At 67.7% G+C, this 15,538-nt stretch carries 15 protein-coding genes; 10 read left to right on the forward strand and 5 right to left on the reverse strand.

Features of this window, described 5'->3' with window-relative positions:
- Positions 1-10: 10 nt before the first annotated feature.
- The 3 genes from AC5P76_RS11515 to AC5P76_RS11525 are packed head-to-tail and all read right to left on the reverse strand — an operon-like array spanning position 11 to position 3,267.
- On the reverse strand, positions 11-598 hold the full coding sequence (locus AC5P76_RS11515; protein ID WP_053516003.1) for a cysteine dioxygenase family protein: 588 nt from the start codon (positions 596-598) through the stop codon (positions 11-13).
- A gap of 51 nt (positions 599-649) precedes the next feature.
- Positions 650-2,287, reverse strand: a complete 1,638-nt coding sequence (locus AC5P76_RS11520; protein WP_253118383.1) for a carboxylesterase/lipase family protein — start codon at positions 2,285-2,287, stop codon at positions 650-652.
- Positions 2,284-3,267: an alpha/beta hydrolase gene (locus tag AC5P76_RS11525; RefSeq protein ID WP_253118384.1), complete on the reverse strand. Its 984-nt coding sequence runs from the start codon at positions 3,265-3,267 to the stop codon at positions 2,284-2,286. The genes AC5P76_RS11520 and AC5P76_RS11525 overlap by 4 nt, the downstream gene beginning before the upstream one ends.
- 155 nt (positions 3,268-3,422) lie before the next feature.
- Between AC5P76_RS11525 and AC5P76_RS11530 the strand changes: the two genes are divergently transcribed.
- The 9 genes from AC5P76_RS11530 to AC5P76_RS11570 all read left to right on the forward strand — a co-directional run bounded on the left by AC5P76_RS11530 (position 3,423) and on the right by AC5P76_RS11570 (position 12,897).
- On the forward strand, positions 3,423-4,247 hold the full coding sequence (locus tag AC5P76_RS11530; RefSeq protein WP_253118385.1) for a 2-keto-4-pentenoate hydratase: 825 nt from the start codon (positions 3,423-3,425) through the stop codon (positions 4,245-4,247).
- Between the two features lie 40 nt (positions 4,248-4,287).
- A complete protein-coding gene (locus AC5P76_RS11535; protein WP_065182105.1) occupies positions 4,288-5,292 on the forward strand; it encodes a TRAP transporter substrate-binding protein in 1,005 nt (334 codons plus the stop codon).
- Between the two features lie 10 nt (positions 5,293-5,302).
- Complete coding sequence (locus AC5P76_RS11540) at positions 5,303-5,842, forward strand: TRAP transporter small permease (protein ID WP_053516012.1); 540 nt, start codon at positions 5,303-5,305, stop codon at positions 5,840-5,842.
- 3 nt (positions 5,843-5,845) lie between these two features.
- On the forward strand, positions 5,846-7,129 hold the full coding sequence (locus AC5P76_RS11545; protein ID WP_065174099.1) for a TRAP transporter large permease: 1,284 nt from the start codon (positions 5,846-5,848) through the stop codon (positions 7,127-7,129).
- Between the two features lie 16 nt (positions 7,130-7,145).
- Positions 7,146-8,735 (forward strand): family 43 glycosylhydrolase, encoded by a 1,590-nt coding sequence (locus AC5P76_RS11550; protein ID WP_253118386.1) that lies wholly within the window; start codon positions 7,146-7,148, stop codon positions 8,733-8,735.
- A gap of 40 nt (positions 8,736-8,775) precedes the next feature.
- Positions 8,776-9,834, forward strand: coding sequence for a LacI family DNA-binding transcriptional regulator (locus tag AC5P76_RS11555; protein WP_053516017.1), 1,059 nt, complete (start codon positions 8,776-8,778; stop codon positions 9,832-9,834).
- A gap of 184 nt (positions 9,835-10,018) precedes the next feature.
- The gene (gene kduI, locus AC5P76_RS11560; protein WP_193395696.1) at positions 10,019-10,867 is read left to right on the forward strand and encodes a 5-dehydro-4-deoxy-D-glucuronate isomerase; all 849 of its coding nucleotides are present in this window, start codon (positions 10,019-10,021) and stop codon (positions 10,865-10,867) included.
- A gap of 80 nt (positions 10,868-10,947) precedes the next feature.
- The gene (gene kduD / locus AC5P76_RS11565) at positions 10,948-11,703 is read left to right on the forward strand and encodes a 2-dehydro-3-deoxy-D-gluconate 5-dehydrogenase KduD (RefSeq protein ID WP_053516021.1); all 756 of its coding nucleotides are present in this window, start codon (positions 10,948-10,950) and stop codon (positions 11,701-11,703) included.
- Between the two features lie 93 nt (positions 11,704-11,796).
- Complete coding sequence (locus AC5P76_RS11570) at positions 11,797-12,897, forward strand: GDSL-type esterase/lipase family protein (RefSeq protein ID WP_253118387.1); 1,101 nt, start codon at positions 11,797-11,799, stop codon at positions 12,895-12,897.
- Positions 12,898-12,944: 47 nt separating this feature from the next.
- Here AC5P76_RS11570 and phhA read toward each other — a convergent pair whose 3' ends face one another.
- Complete coding sequence (gene phhA, locus AC5P76_RS11575) at positions 12,945-13,838, reverse strand: phenylalanine 4-monooxygenase (RefSeq protein WP_053516024.1); 894 nt, start codon at positions 13,836-13,838, stop codon at positions 12,945-12,947.
- A gap of 125 nt (positions 13,839-13,963) precedes the next feature.
- Between phhA and AC5P76_RS11580 the strand changes: the two genes are divergently transcribed.
- Positions 13,964-14,449, forward strand: coding sequence for an Lrp/AsnC family transcriptional regulator (locus AC5P76_RS11580; protein ID WP_053516027.1), 486 nt, complete (start codon positions 13,964-13,966; stop codon positions 14,447-14,449).
- 24 nt (positions 14,450-14,473) lie between these two features.
- Here AC5P76_RS11580 and AC5P76_RS11585 read toward each other — a convergent pair whose 3' ends face one another.
- The gene (locus tag AC5P76_RS11585; protein WP_253118388.1) at positions 14,474-15,466 is read right to left on the reverse strand and encodes a patatin-like phospholipase family protein; all 993 of its coding nucleotides are present in this window, start codon (positions 15,464-15,466) and stop codon (positions 14,474-14,476) included.
- Positions 15,467-15,538: the final 72 nt, after the last annotated feature.

The raw sequence follows: 15,538 nt of genomic DNA on the forward strand, positions 1-15,538 counted from the left end.
CCGGCGCGGGCTATGCCGCGTCGGTCTCCATCCGCTTCACCCGTCGCTGGTACCAGTCATCGCCCAGCGGCTCGAACACCGCGCTGCGCTCCATCACGCCCTGGTAGACGTGCAGCGACACGGCCACGTCGGCATCGCTGGCATTGCGCAGCGTGTGGTATTCATGCGGGGGAATCAGGCTGCCGGCGCTGCCGCGCTGGCCGTACAGCGTCGGCTGCGCGGCAAAGCGGTGGCGAGTGCCCTTCCGCTCCAGCAGCGCATACGGCGTGACCAGCAGTTCGCCCTGCCAGACGCCTTCCACGCACCACATCGCATCGTGATCGTGCAGCGGCGTACCCTGCCCCGGGCCCCAACACATGGCGATGACGCTGTACCCCAGGGTCCGGCTGCGGTGCAGTTCACGACGTGCGTAGTGACCACGCACCGGTCGCCGTACACACGGCGGCAGCTGTATCGAAGGATCGGTGATGGCATCACGCAGCACGCGCTGCAGGCCCTCGGTGATCGCGTGCGGATCCGCCAGTGCTACCGCACCATCAATGGCGGCAAGCAGGCGCTCCCGGCCGGCGAACGGCAGTGGCGTGAACGTGTCTCCCATGACTCGACTCTAGCCGAGCGGAGTTAACAGAATGTTTGTGCTGCGGTGTCATCACTGCGTGCCGCGCTGCACGAAAGGCACTTTTCCGTAGAGCGCGCGCTCGCCTGCGCGCGGATCGTCAACCGCGCGACTGGTGCGATCGAACAGCATTGTCCGCCGTTGCGGCAGCGTATAAGGGGCCCATTGCGACAATCCGGCGTGATTGGGGTCGCCGCTGCGGGCGAAGGCGATCAAGGCCTCGCTCATGGTCGCCGCCAGCGCACGGGCATCATCGCCACCCCCGGTGCGCGCGCCCGGCAGCCCTGCGTTGTCAAAGACCAGCGGGATGTCCAGCGTATGGAAAGCACGCAGGCGCCCCTCCTCCACCGGCGACCCCCAATCCAGCTGGTACGCCCAGGTCGGTGCTGCGCCCGCGGGCTGGCGCGCCCGCGCTTCCAGTTCCTCCACCGCTCCGCGCCAGCTGCGGCCAGCCGTGGTTGCAGCAAAAAATACTTCGGACGGCGTGTAGTGCGGATACAGGCGGCGATACTCGGCGATCACGGTCTCCGGCCGCAGATCGACGAACTGCTGTCGTTCGAGCTGTGCCGGCAGTGTTTCCCAGGTCAGGGCGAAGTTGGCGGGATCGTTGCCGAGGAACGCGCGGGTCTCGTCGCGGGTGTTGCCGATCACCATCGGAATCGCCGCCGACTGCTGCGGCGCCTGTGGCCAGAACGGATGCACCGGCAGCACCACATCGTCCAGCACCGGGCCGAAATAAAGCGACGTGCTTTCCACGCGCGAGGGATCGCGCGCGCGGGTGGCTTCCAGCAACACGTCGACCGGCAGGTCCAGCAGGGCCTGCACGTCACGTGCAGCAACGGCCTGCATCGCGATCGCAGCCCGCTGCGCGGCCGCGCGTGGTCCGGCAGCGGTGACCTGCTGGCCACTCATCGTCCACGCGCGCTGGAACAGCCCTCGGGCCGCAGGCATCGCCATCAGCGTGGCGATCTTGGCGCCCCCGCCGGACTGCCCGAACACCGTGATGTTCGCCGCGTCGCCACCGAAGACCGCCGCGTGCTGCCGCACCCACTGCAGCGCCTGTACCAGGTCGAGCTGGCCGACGTTGCCCGAGGCGGCGTAGCGCGGATCGCCCAACGCCCCCAGGTAGAGATAGCCGAACGTGTTCAGGCGATGATTGAGGGTGACCACCACCACATCGCCGCGGCGGCACAGCGCAGCGCCGTCGTACAGCGGATCACTGCCGGACCCGTTGTTGAATCCACCGCCGTGCACGTACACCAGCACCGGCCTGCGTCCACCGTCGCCGAGCGCGGGCGTCCACACATTGAGGAACAGGCAGTCCTCGCTGCCGGGCCCTTCACTGCCGCCCTGCGGTGCGGCCGGACCGTACTCCAGTGCATCGGCGATGCCGCGCCAGGCAGCTTCATGCCGCGGCGGCTGGAAGCGGTGTTGAGCGGTGTCGGCACCATAGCGGAGGCCACGGAACACCAGAACCCCGTGCTCGCGCTGGCCACGCACACGCCCGCCACGAACCCGGGCCAATGGTAGGCGGTCATCGCGGGCACCCGGCACGCCGGCCAGCGTTGGCAATGCAGTGAAGGCAGCCGTAGCGGACGCGGTGGCCAGGGCCCAGCGGGCGCTGTCACGCAGGAATCGCCGACGCTGCAGGTCGGCCGGCGCATCGTTCATCGCGCGTCCTCCGCAGGGCCCAGCCAGCGTTGCGCGAGCAGCGGCCAGAGTGCCAGCGTCGATCGCGCGGGAATGTCCATGCCAAAGCCGTGACCGCCATGGGCGAAGACATGCAGTTCGTGCTCGACACCCGCACCCGCCAGTGCCTGCGCCATGAGTTCACTGTTGCGCACCGACACCACGGCGTCGTCGGCGGCGTGGACCAGCAGCGTCGGCGGCATGTCGCCACGTACGCGCTGCTGCATCGAATAGTCTGCCTGCAGCGAGGTCCCCGGATGCTCACCCAGCAGGCGGGCGCGCGAGCCGCTGTGCGCATGCGCGCCCATGTCGATCACCGGGTAGACCAGCACGGCACGGCTCGGGCGGGCGCTCAGCCTGTCGAGGTCATCCCGTGCGGTATGGACGGCGATGTCGAAGCCGGTGGCCAGCCGCGCCGCGACGTGGCCGCCCGCCGAGAATCCCATCACCGCCACGTCGTTCGCGTCCAGTCCGCGCCGTCGCGCCTGGTCGCGCACCACCCGCAGCGCGCGCTGCGCGTCGGCAAGCGCGGCCTGGCGGTCGCGCCCCGGCTGCGGCAGGCGGTAGCGCAGGACGAACAGGGTGTAGCCGGCGCCGTCCACCCAGAACGGAACCAGCGCGCTGCCCTCCTTGTCGATCACCACCCGCTGGTAGCCGCCGCCGGGGATCACCAGCAGGGCCCGGCCGTTCGGCCGGGCGGGTGTGTACACCTGCAGAGAGGGCGCGTCGATCTGGTCGGCGTAGCGGTCCGGGCGTGCAGGGTCCGCACTGCGCTCGACCACCCGCGTCGGACGTGCGGGGCCGGGTTCGCCCGGCACTGCGCCTGCCGGCCACAACGGCAGCTGCTCGCCGGGCAACGCCTGGGCCACACGCTCGCCTTCGCGCAACGACGTGTCGACCGCGCAGGCGGGCGCCGCCGGCAGCAGGAGGGACAGGCACAGCAACACGATGGGCAGACGCATGACTGACGGGGCTCCAACAGGACAGGACAGGGCGCTGGCGGCGTCGGCAAAGACGGCGTGATGCGCTGCCGCTTGCGTGATGACACCGGTTTACCATATACACGTCCTGCAGACGCTGTCGATAGGCAGCGCAACAACGCCAGAGGGAGACGTTCTTGAGCAACGAACACGGCACACATGGGGACACGCCGCCGGCCGATGCGGCCGCGATTGCCCAGGCCTTCACCACCGCACGCCTTGCGGGCCAGGCACTGGAGGCGTTCCCGGGCGACATCCCGGCGGACCTGGTCGCGGCCTACCAGGTCCAGGACCTGGCCATCGCCCGCTGGAACCAGCCGGTGGTCGGCTGGAAGGTCGGCTACATCGCTGCCGAACGCCGCGATGCGTCCGGGGACGAACGGCTGCTGGGCCCGATCTTCAAGCCTCAGCTCAAAAATGCTACCGGTGGAACAACGAATGTTCCGGTGTTCGTCGGCGGTTTCGCCGCGATCGAGGCCGAGTACGTGCTGGAACTGCTGGAGGATGCCCCCGCCGACCAGCTGCACTGGTCGCCGGAACAGGCTGAAGCGTTGCCGGCCCGCCTGTACCTCGGTGTCGAGGTTGCCAGCAGCCCGCTGGCAACGATCAACGAGCTGGGCCCGCGCGTGGTGGTATCCGACTTCGGCAACAACAACGGCCTCGTGCTGGGGCCGGAGATCGGCAACTGGACGTCCCTCGATGAGTCGGCGTTGCGCGCCGAGACCCTGATCGAGGGTGAAGTGGTCGGGGTCGGCGGCGCGAGCCGCCTGCCCGGTGGCCTGCGCGCAGCGTACGCGTTCGCGTTGTCCCGTTCCGCGCTTCGCGGCCGGCCCCTGCGGCGTGGCGACCTGATCGCCACCGGCAATGCGACCGGCATCCACGACATCCAGGCAGGACAAACGGCGCTGGTGCGCTTCGCCGGCTTCGGCGAGATTGCCTGCAGGGCCGTGCCGGCCGGGTAAGCCGCGGCACGATCCAGTGAACACGCGCGGGAGGGCGCAGATGATCACACGACGACATTTCCTGGCCGGTGGCGCCACTGCACTTGCCACTCCCCTGCTCGCCGCCTGTGGCCGCGGGCCGGGCCCTGACGCAGCCGGCGGCCAACTGCTGACGGCGACCGATGTGCACGTGGCCGATTACCCCACCGTGACGGCGGTGAAGTGGATCGGCGAGACCCTGCAGCGTGAGACCCAGGGACGCCTGCGTCTGCGCCAGTACCACTCGGGCCAGCTCGGCCGCGAGTCCGAAGCGATCGACATGGCCCGCTTCGGCGCCATCGACATCACCCGTGTCTATGCGGGCGCGCTGAACAACGCGTTTCCGCTGACCCAGGCGCTGTGCCTGCCCTACGTGTTCGAATCGGTGGCGCATCAGCGGGCAGCGCTTGATGGCGGCGTGGCCGATGCCGTGCTGCGCGGCTTCGAACGCCGCGACCTGGTCGGCCTGGCCATCTACGATTCCGGTGCGCGCTGCTTCTACAACACCCGGCATCCGATCACGCAGCCCGGTGACCTGCACGGACTGAAGCTGCGCGTCGCATCATCGGACATCTTCATCCAGCTGATGCGGCTGCTCGGCGCCAACCCGACGCCGATGTCGCTGGGCGATACGTTCTCCGGCATGGAGACGCACATGATCGACGGTGCCGAGAACAACATGCGCAGCTTCCACTCCAGCCGTCACTTCGAGGCTGCGCACTACTGGTCGCAGAGCGATCACTCCTATGCACCGGACGTGCTGCTGATGTCACGCGCCAGTTTCGAGCGGCTGCAGCCGGATGACCGCCAGCTGCTGCTGGAGACCGCACGTGCGTCGGTGAAGGTGATGCGCGACCAGTGGGATGCCTCCGAGGATGCGGCACGACGCGCGGTGCTGGCGTACGGCGTGAAGGCCAACGAGGTCGACATGCCGGCGTTCCGCGCCGCCGCGCAGCCCCTGCTGCAGCAGTACCTGCAGCACGCGGAAATCGCCGCGCTGGTCGATCGCATCCGCGGTGCAGCCTGAGGACACAGCCATGACCGAAACGACGACATTTTCCCCACCCGGCCCCGGGCAGCGCCTGCTGGACCGCGTCGCCGACATTGCCATCTACACCGCCGTGGCGGCCCTGCTGGGGCTGGTGGTGGTGCAGGGCTGGCAGGTCTTCGCGCGCTATGTGATCAACGATTCCCCGAGCTGGACCGAACCGGTGACCCTTCTGCTGCTCAGCACCGCGATGAGCCTGGGCGCGGCCTGTGGCGTGCACACCAACCGCCACTTCGGCTTCTTCCTGCTGCATGCCTACATGGCGCCGGCGCTGCGCCGCGCTGTGGACGTGCTGGTGCAACTGGTGGTGGCCGTGCTGGGCGCGTTCATCGCAGTGTGGTCGGCCGAGCTTCTTCTCGACGGCCTGGACATCAAGACCGCCGGTGCCGAGCTTCCGCAGAGCATCAACTACCTGCCGCTGGCGCTGGGCGGCGTGCTGATGGTGGTGTTCGCGCTGAACCGTGCGTGGAAGGCCACGCAGTCCACGCCGGCAGACGCTGCCGCCGATGACGCTGAAGGAGATCGTTGATCCATGGGTATCGCCATTCTGTTCTCGGTGTTCGCAGTGTTCCTTCTGCTGGGCGTGCCGGTGGCCTACGCGCTGGCTGCGGCCGCCCTTGCCACCCTGCTCTACCTGGACATCCCGTCCATCGTTCTGGTCCAGCAGATTTCGGCAGGCACCGGGTCCGCATCGCTGATCGCCATTCCACTGTTCATCTTCGCTGGCGAGATCATGATGCGCGGCGGCATCTCCGAGCGCCTGATCGCGCTGGCGTCCTCGCTGGTGGGGCGCCTGCGTGGTGGCCTGGGCCAGGTTTCGATCCTGTCCTCGCTGTTCTTCGGCGGCGTCTCCGGCTCGGCCATCGCGGATGTCTCGGCGGTGGGTGGCACGATGATTCCGCAGATGGTCAAGCGCGGCTATGACCGCGATTTCGCCGTCAATGTCAGCATCACCGCCGCCCTGGTCGCACTGCTGGTTCCGCCCTCGCACAACCTGATCCTGTTCTCGGCCGCAGCCGGTGGCGGCCTCTCGATCGCCGATCTGTTCGCGGCCGGCATCGTTCCGGCACTGCTGATGACGCTGGCATTGATGATCACCGGCTACGTCGTCGCGCGCCGCCGCGGCTATGGCGTGGAGGTGTTCCCGGGCTGGCGCGCGGTGCTGCTGCGGATGATCTCCGCCCTGCCCGGCCTCGGTCTGGTCGCGCTGATCTTCGTCGGCATCCGCGCCGGCATCTTCACTGCGGTGGAAAGCGCGGCGATCGCCGTGGTGTACGCACTGCTGGTGACCACGGTGCTGTACCGGCAACTGCGCTGGCGCGAGTTCTTCGCCACGGTCGTCCACGCCGCACGCAGCACCGGCGTGATCCTGTTCGTGATCGCCACCGCTGCGGTATTCGGCTGGCTGCTGGCCTACCTGCAGGTGCCGGCGGCGGCGGTGGATTTCCTGCAGTCCTTCGCGCACAGCCAGTTCATGGTGCTGCTGATGATCGTGGTGATGCTGTTGCTGCTGGGAACCTTCATGGACCTGGCACCGATGATCCTGATCTGCACGCCGATCTTCCTGCCGGTGGCGCGCGCGTACGGCATCGATCCGATCCACTTCGGGCTGGTGCTGGTGCTGACCGGCGGCCTGGGCCTGGTGACACCGCCGGTGGGCTCGGTGCTGTTCATCGGTACCGCCATCGGCAAGATCAGCGTGGGCCAGAGCATGCGTACCATCTGGCCGTTCTGGTTCGCTGCGCTGGGCGTGCTGCTGGTGGTCACCTTCTTCCCTGCCCTGTCGCTGTGGCTGCCGGCCACGCTGCGCAGCTGAGCCGGAGACCGCTGCCATGCACCGTCCGCTTCGCCGCATCCCTGCCGTGGCCCTGGCCAGCCTGCTTCTGGCCGCGCTTCCGGCGCTGGCCTCCGGCCCGGCCTCACCAACCTGGGCACGTGGGCTGGAGAACCAGCGCCAGGCCGATCTCGGCGACGGCACCTACCTGAACCCGGTGCTGGCCGGCGACCGCCCCGATCCGTCGGTACTGAAGGACGGACAGGACTACTACCTGACCCTGTCCTCCTTCGACGCCTATCCCGGCCTGCCGATCTGGCATTCGCGGGATCTGGTCAACTGGCAGCCGCTGGGTCATGCCATCACCCGCAACGTGGGTGCGATCTGGGCACCGGACATCGTCAAGCACCAGGGTCGCTACTTCATCTACTTCCCGGCCCGGACCGGCGAACACCGCAGCAACTTCGTGGTGTGGGCCGATGACATCCGCGGGCCGTGGAGCGATCCGATCGACATCGGCCTGGGCGGCTACATCGACCCCGGCCATGCGGTGGGCGAGGACGGCAAGCGCTACCTGTTTCTCAGCGGAGGCGACTATGTGCAGCTGGCCGATGACGGGCTGAGCGTGGTCGGCACACCGAAGCATGTCTACGACGGCTGGCGCTATCCGCAGAGCTGGGATGTGGAAGCCTATGCGCAGGAAGGACCGAAGATCCACTTCCGCGAGGGCTGGTACTACATGACCACCGCCGTGGGAGGCACCGCCGGCCCACCCACCGGGCACATGGTGATCACTGCGCGCTCGCGCTCCATCCATGGGCCCTGGCAGAACGCACCGAACAATCCGATCACGCGCACGCAGTCGGCGTCCGAGCCGTGGTGGTCACGAGGCCACGCGACAGTGATCGAAGGCACCGACGGTCGCTGGTGGATGATGTACCACGGGTATGAGAACGGCTTCTGGACCCTGGGCCGGCAGACCCTGCTGGACCCGATCGAGTGGACGGACGATGGCTGGTTCGTGGCCAGGGGCGGTGACCTCGGCCAACCGCTGCGCAAGCCTTCCGGAAGCGGCCTGGCACCGCACGGCATGGCGCTTTCGGATGATTTCCGCGGCGGCATGCTCGGGCCACAGTGGGCGTTCTTCAACCCGGGCAGTGACGAATACGAGCGCCTGCGCTTCAGCGGCGATGGGCTGGTGATGCAGGGCAAGGGCAGTGCGCCGCGCGATGCGTCTCCGCTGACCACCATCGCCGGCGATCCGGCCTACCAGTTCGAGGTGGAGCTGGAGGTAGCGCCGGGCGCAGTCGGGGGCGCGCTGCTGTTCTACAGCGACCGTCTTTATGTGGGCGTGGGCAGCAACGGCGAGCAGTTCATCATGCACCGTTACGGCGAGGAACGCCCTGCCCGGCTTGCGCCCAGCGAGCGCGGCGGGCGGCTCTGGCTGCGCGTCACCAACAACCGCCATATCGTCACCTTCCATACCAGCAGCGACGGCCGGACCTGGCAGAAGTACCCGGTTCAGATGGAAACCTCGGGTTACCATCACAATGTGGCTGGTAAGTTTCTCGCCCTGAAGCCGGCGCTGTACGCTGCCGGTGACGGTGCGGTGACCTTCCGCAGCTTCCGCTACCGCGCGCTGGACTGAGTGCGCGGCCGGAAATCCCCCGACTTACCTGGTCCATTACATGTCAGTGCGCAACAAGAATGATGCCGCCACGCCGGCATTGGCCAAAGGCAAGGCAGCCACGATCAACGACATCGCGCGACTGTCCGGAGTGTCCAAGAAAACGGTTTCAAGGATCATCAACAACTCACCGCTGGTGCGCAAGGACACGCGCGACAAAGTAGAGGCCCTGATGCGCGAGGTGGGCTATACGCCCGATCCGCTGGCGCGCGGCCTGGCCTTCCGTCGATCCTTCCTGATCGGCATGGTCTACGACAACCCCACCGCCCAGTACATCGTGGACATGCAGTACGGTGCACTCGACGCGCTGCGCGGTTCCAGCTTCGAGCTGGTCGTGCACCCCTGCGACAGCCGCAGCCCGGGCTACATCGACGGCGTGCGCCGCTTCGTGCAGCAGCAGAAGCTGCATGGGGTGATCCTGGTGCCGCGTGCCTCCGAGGACCAGGCGCTGGCGGACATGCTGGATGAGATCGGCTGCCGCTTCACCCGCGTGGCCGCGCTGCCGCTGGACGAGAGTTCGCAGATGGTGGTCACCCACGATCGTGACGGCGCCGCCGAAGCGGCCGACTACCTGCTCTCGCTGGGCCACCGCGACATCGCCCTGGTGACCGGGCCCAGCGCCTATCGTTCGGCGCACGAGCGTACCGCCGGCTTCATCGATGCGCTGTCGCAGCGTGGCATCGAGCTGCCCAAGGACCGCATCATCGAGGCGGGCTACACCTTTGAATCGGGTGTGGCCGCCGCCGAGAAGCTGCTGCTGGGCAAGCGCCGGCCGACCGCGATCTTCACCGGGAACGATGAAATGGCGGCGGGCATCTACAAGGTGGCGCTGCGTGCAGGCATCAACATCCCGCGCCAGCTGTCCATCATCGGCTACGACGACAGCCCGCTGGCCTCGCGCCTGTGGCCGTCGCTGACCTCGGTACGGCGCCATACCCGCGATACCGGCCGCACCGCTGCGGCGATGCTGATCCAGCCCGACGGCCAACCGGCGCTGCAGATCGCCAGCGTGCGCCCGCACCTGATCGTGCGCGACTCCTGCCAGCCGCCGGAGGACTGATCCGGCGGGGATCAGTCCGGTAGCCCGCAGGCCTGCCTGCGACTCCGTTGAAGCCGCCTCACCTTGCCGCGATCGTTGAGCGCTATCGTGCGGCGCAAAATGACACCGGTTACCAACGTCGCTAGAATCCCCCTGAACCGTGCCGGGGCCGAATGATCGGCCCGCCCCCTGCTCTGGAGATGCCATGTACTGCAAGACCCACTACGCCACCCATCCCGACGCCATCAAGGGCGCCAGCAACGACCAGCTGCGCGAGCTGTACCTGCTCGACGGCCTGTTCAACCCCGGCCAGGTGACGCTGAAGTACACCCACTACGAGCGCTTCGTACTCGGTGGCGCGGCGCCCCTGGATGCGCCGCTGGCGCTGCCGGTGCAGACCGAACCGGCGTCGGCCGCCGGCCATCCGTTCCTGGAGCGTCGCGAGCTGGGCGTGATCAACGTCGGCAGCGGTACCGGTACGGTCACCGTCGACGGCACCGTCTACACGCTGGGCCCGAAGGATGGCCTGTACGTGGCGATGGGCAGCAAGGATGTCGTGTTCGCCTCGCAGGACGCCGCCAACCCGGCTCAGTTCTACCTGGCCTCGACCCCGGCCCACGCGCGCTTTGAAACCAGGCAGCTGTCGATCAAGGACGCGGTGGCGCTGGACCGCGGTGCGCTGGAGACCAGCAACGAACGCACCATCTACCAGTACATCGTGCCGGCCACCTGCCAGTCCTCGCAGCTGCTGCTGGGCCTGACCGTGCTCAAGCCCGGCAGCGTGTGGAACACCATGCCGCCGCACCTGCATGACCGTCGCAGCGAGGTCTATTTCTACTTCGACCTGGGCGACAACGACCGCGTGTATCACTTCATGGGCGAACCGGACGCGCAGCGCCACATCGTCATCCAGAACAACGAAGCCGTGGTATCGCCGCCGTGGTCGATCCACATGGGTGCCGGTACCAGCAACTACGCCTTCATCTGGGCGATGGGCGGCGAGAACCTGGATTACACCGACATGCACGTGCTGGACATCTGCCAGCTCAAGTAAGTCCTGCCTGGCCGCCGCGCACGCGTGCCGGTGGCCGTTCGCCTGCATCACGCACACCTCTACCAAGGAACGCACACGCAATGGCCAATCCCTTCAGCCTGGAAGGCAAAGTCGCTCTGGTAACCGGTGGTAATACCGGTCTGGGCCAAGGTATCGCGGTTGCGCTGGCCACCGCCGGCGCCGATGTCGCCGTGGCCGGCATCGCGCCGCCCACCGAAACCATCGAGAAGATCACCGCGCTCGGCCGACGCTGCCTGGCGGTGGAAGCCAACCTGATCAGCATCGAGCCGGTCGAGCGCGTGGTGCGCGAAACCATCGAGGGACTGGGTGGCCTGGATATCCTGGTCAACAATGCCGGCCTGATCCGCCGCGCCGACGCGGTGGAGTTCAGCGAACAGGACTGGGATGACGTGATGAACGTTAACATCAAGTCGGCGTTCTTCATCTCGCAGGCGGCGGGCCGTCATTTCATCGCCCAGGGCAGCGGCAAGATCATCAACATCGCCTCGATGCTGTCGTTCCAGGGCGGCATCCGGGTGCCGTCGTACACCGCCAGCAAGAGTGGCATCGCCGGCATCACCCGCCTGCTGGCCAACGAATGGGCCGGCAAGGGCGTCAACATCAACGCGATCGCGCCGGGCTACATGGCCACGGACAACACGGCGGCCCTACGTGCCGATGCCGACCGCAACAAGGCGATCCTGGATCGCATTCCGGCCGGCCGTTGGGGCACGCCGGAGGACCTGGCCGGCGCGGCGGTGTTCCTGGCATCCAGCGCATCGGATTACATCAACGGCGCCGTGCTGCCGGTCGATGGCGGCTGGTTGGCGCGCTGAGGCACACCGGTCTGTAGAGCCGAGCCCATGCTCGGCTGTCGCGCTCTGATCGAAAAACAGCCGAGCATGGCTCGGCTCTACAGGAGTGCCGCGATGCGAAGGCTGTTGCTGTTGTTGCTGCTGTCGTGCACCACCGCGCAGGCGGCGCCGGTGCGGGTGTTCATCGCCGGTGACTCCACCGCGGCCGAGTACGGCCCCGAGCGCGCGCCGCAGGCGGGCTGGGGCCAGGCCCTGCAGAGCTACCTCGATCCGGCGCGGTTCGAAGTGCGCAACCACGCCCGGGGAGGCCGCAGCACGCGCAGCTTCATCGATGAAGGCCGCCTGGATGCGATCGCCACCGAGCTGCGCCGTGGCGACGTGCTGCTGATCCAGTTCGGCCATAACGACGCCAAGTTCGAAGATCCCACGCGCTATACCGATCCGGACAGCGACTATCCGCGCCTGCTGATGCGTTACGTGCAGGTGGCGCGCGACAAGGGCGCCACGCCGGTGCTGGTCACGCCGGTGGCGCGGCTGCTGTATGACTTCGGTTCGCTGCTGGATACGCATGCGCGTTACACACAGGCGATGCAGCAGCTGGCCGCGCGCGAGCACGTTGCCCTGATCGAACTCAACGACCGCAGCGCGCACTGGATACGCGCGCTGGGCGAGCAGGGTGCACGCCCCTACTTCCTGTTCGTGCCCGAGCAGGGCAAGGCCGACGGCACCCACTTCAGTGTGGCCGGCGCCAACGCCGTCGCCTGCCTGGTGCTGCGCGAGTGGAGGGTGCTGCAGCCGGGGCTGGAAGACGCACTCGTGCGCGACATCGACTGTGACGTGAGCGCGGCGGCGGGGCAGGGCGGGCAACCGGCGCAGCCCTCGCGCGTGGTCCATGAGCATGACATCGCCATCCGCCAGCCCGGCCCGCATGGTGGCGCCGGGCCGACCACGGCCTATCCGTTCTTCGCCGGAGAGAAGGACCTGCCGTTCGTGCTGCGCAAGCGCGTGCTGCACAAGGGTGCAGGCATCGGCCTGCATCCGCAGCACAAGGACGAGATCTACTACATCGTCAGCGGGAAGGGCAGCTACGTGCTGGACGGAAGGCAGTACGACGTCAGCGCAGGCGATGCCCTGCTGACGCGCAAAGGCAGTTTGCATGCACTGCAGCAGGTGGGTGACGAGGATCTGGTGCTGCTGCTGGCATACCCGCGCTGACCCGTGGAGCCGGGCGTGGAGCCGGCCTTACGGATGCCCCTGCCGCATCACACGTCGCCGCCGTCGGCCCAGCCTTCGCCGGTTCCCTTCTGGAACACACGGTCGTCGGCCTGCACGTCACCGGCCGGCAGGTGCTGCTGCTCGGCCAGCGAGGCATAGATCGGGGTGAAGTCCGGCGACGTCGCCTGCATCAGCTGCTCGAAGCTGTCGATGACGAAGTAGGTCTTCTGGAAGGTATCGATGCGGTAGCGCGTGCGCATGATGCGCTGCAGGTCGAAGCCGATGCGGTTGGGCGCGGCCGATTCCAGCGAGTACAGCGATTCGCCCTTTGACGAGACGATACCGGCGCCGTAGATGCGCAGGCCATCCGGGGTATCGATCAGGCCGAACTCCACCGTGTACCAGTACAGGCGCGTGAGGTTCTGCAGCGCCTCCGGGCCGATGGCGTGGGCTTTGACACCGCCACGGCCGTAGGCCTCCATGTAATCGGCAAACACCGGATTCATCAGCAGCGGCACATGGCCGAACAGATCGTGGAACAGGTCCGGCTCGGCGATGTAGTCGATCTGGTCGGGGCGACGGATCCACCACGTGACCGGGAAGCGGCGGTTGGCCAGGTGGTCGAAGAAGTCCAGCTCCGGCAGCAGCCCCTCCACGCCCACCAGCGTCCAGCCGGTGGCTGCGCCGAGTACTTCATTCAGCTGGTCGAAGCGCGGAATCATGTGCGCGCTCATGCCCATCTCGTCCTGCGCGTCCAGGAACTCCCGGCACGCACGGCCGACCAGCAGTTCGCGCTGGCGCTGGTACAGCGTGCTCCACGTCGCATGGTCATCGGCGCTGTAGGTATCCCACGGCTGCTCGACGAGCGCGGTGGTGTACACCGGCACGTAGCCCTTGTCGGTCTGCTGGTGTTCGACGCGGCGGGGCTGGGCGGGATCCATGGGACGCTCCTTGAAGGGATGTCCACGATGCTAGGGCAGTGCGGGCGCAACAGGGTTGCAAAAGTTGCGCGGAATATCCTTGCTGGCGCAATATCCTTGCGTACTCACCATGTTGCGGGGCAACAATGGCCGGAGAAGTCCAGTTCGATCGCACGGATATACGCCTGCTGGCCGAAATCCAGCGGGATGGTCGCGCCACCAATGCCGAGCTCGCGGCCCGGGTGAACCTCTCCCCCTCCGCCTGCCTGCGCCGCCTGCAGCGGCTGGAGAGCGAGGGTGTGATCGTCGGCTATGGCGCGCGCCTGGAACCCCGGCAGCTGCGGCTGGGCCTGCAGGCGTTCGTGCGGGTGCAACTGGAAAAGCACGACCAGGCGGCCATCGCGCATTTCGTGGACAGCGTGCAGGGCTGGGATGAAGTGGTGGCCTGCCATGCGCTCACCGGCGACATGGATTACCTGTTGCACGTCTACGTGCGCGACCTCGAGCACTTCTCGCGCTTCCTGCTGGACCGCCTGCTCAATGCCGGTGGCGTGGCCGATGCCAATTCCAGCTTCGTGCTGCGCACGGTGAAGGGCTTCCAGGCGTTGCCACTGTCGCAGCTGGAACCCTGAGCACCGCTCAGCGCGGGCGAGGGCTCAGCACTTGCCCTTGCGCCCCATCAGCCTGCCCAGCCGCGAGGTCTCCTCGCACTTCGGCGCGGCTACCGGCGGCGGTGCCAGCGCGGCGGCGCGCGCCTTCTGCAGCTGCTGGATCTTCGCGCGGATCTGCGGCATCGCGGCCATCGCCGCCTTTTCTCCCTCCAGGATCGCGGTCCCGCGCTGGCTGAAATCAGCCGCACCGATATCCAGCACGCGCGGGCGGATCACGATGTCGGCGCGGGCCAGTTCCTGCTCGCCCAGGCGCTGGCCCATGATCGCGATCGACTGGTTGACGATGCCGAGCATGTCAGTCGGTGCCTTGCCACTGGCCTTGCTGGAGATGTCCACGGCGATCACGAAGTCGGCACCGAGCTGGCGCGCGGCATCGACCGGCACCGGGCTCACCACGCCGCCATCGACGTAGTTGCGTCCGCCGATCTTCACCGGCTCGAACACGCCGGGGATGCTGCTGGACGCACGGACGGCCTGGCCCACATTGCCGCGCACGAAGATCGCGCGTTCGCCGGTTTCGAGCTGGGTGGCGACGGCGGCGAACGGCTTCTTCAGGCGCTCTGCCGGACGGTTGGCGACCTGCTCGTTGACGTAGTCCTGCAGCTTCTGGCCCTGCACCAGCCCGCCGGAGAACAGGCGCACGTCGCGGATGCTGGCTTCATCCAGCGCGACGGCCCGGCTCTGCATCTGGAACGCATCCATGCCGCTGGCGTACAACGCGCCGACCACACTGCCGGCGCTGGTGCCGGACACCACCACCGGCTCGAAGCCGTTGGCCTCGAGCATCTTGATCACGCCGATGTGGGCAAAGCCCTTGGCCGCGCCGCCGCCCAGCGCGATGCCGATCTTCACCGGCTTGGCCTGCGGCACCACGGTCGGCGCCGGCGGCGGCGCCGGACGCACCGGATCGCCACCGCAACCGGCCAGCAGGCCAAGCAGGGCAACGGACAGCAGCACGCGGGGACGGAACAGGCTCATCGGCAATGCGCTCGCGGCGCCGGATTCAGGGAAGGGCGCCAGCATACCGAAGCCACGGCGGGCCGGGCAGGG

It is taken from the genome of Stenotrophomonas sp. YJH_SMC_36, from assembly GCF_059369935.1.

Bases quoted from the DNA above. Each gene is read 5' to 3' on its own strand.
- AC5P76_RS11540 (WP_053516012.1), top strand. From the start codon at position 5,303: ATGACCGAAACGACGACATTTTCCCCACCCGGCCCCGGGCAGCGCCTG.
- AC5P76_RS11520 (WP_253118383.1), bottom strand. From the start codon at position 2,287: ATGAACGATGCGCCGGCCGACCTGCAGCGTCGGCGATTCCTGCGTGAC.
- AC5P76_RS11580 (WP_053516027.1), top strand. From the start codon at position 13,964: ATGGCCGGAGAAGTCCAGTTCGATCGCACGGATATACGCCTGCTGGCC.
- AC5P76_RS11555 (WP_053516017.1), top strand. From the start codon at position 8,776: ATGTCAGTGCGCAACAAGAATGATGCCGCCACGCCGGCATTGGCCAAA.
- AC5P76_RS11585 (WP_253118388.1), bottom strand. From the start codon at position 15,466: ATGAGCCTGTTCCGTCCCCGCGTGCTGCTGTCCGTTGCCCTGCTTGGC.
- AC5P76_RS11570 (WP_253118387.1), top strand. From the start codon at position 11,797: ATGCGAAGGCTGTTGCTGTTGTTGCTGCTGTCGTGCACCACCGCGCAG.
- AC5P76_RS11545 (WP_065174099.1), top strand. From the start codon at position 5,846: ATGGGTATCGCCATTCTGTTCTCGGTGTTCGCAGTGTTCCTTCTGCTG.
- AC5P76_RS11515 (WP_053516003.1), bottom strand. From the start codon at position 598: ATGGGAGACACGTTCACGCCACTGCCGTTCGCCGGCCGGGAGCGCCTG.
- AC5P76_RS11550 (WP_253118386.1), top strand. From the start codon at position 7,146: ATGCACCGTCCGCTTCGCCGCATCCCTGCCGTGGCCCTGGCCAGCCTG.
- kduD (WP_053516021.1), top strand. From the start codon at position 10,948: ATGGCCAATCCCTTCAGCCTGGAAGGCAAAGTCGCTCTGGTAACCGGT.
- kduI (WP_193395696.1), top strand. From the start codon at position 10,019: ATGTACTGCAAGACCCACTACGCCACCCATCCCGACGCCATCAAGGGC.
- AC5P76_RS11525 (WP_253118384.1), bottom strand. From the start codon at position 3,267: ATGCGTCTGCCCATCGTGTTGCTGTGCCTGTCCCTCCTGCTGCCGGCG.
- AC5P76_RS11535 (WP_065182105.1), top strand. From the start codon at position 4,288: ATGATCACACGACGACATTTCCTGGCCGGTGGCGCCACTGCACTTGCC.
- phhA (WP_053516024.1), bottom strand. From the start codon at position 13,838: ATGGATCCCGCCCAGCCCCGCCGCGTCGAACACCAGCAGACCGACAAG.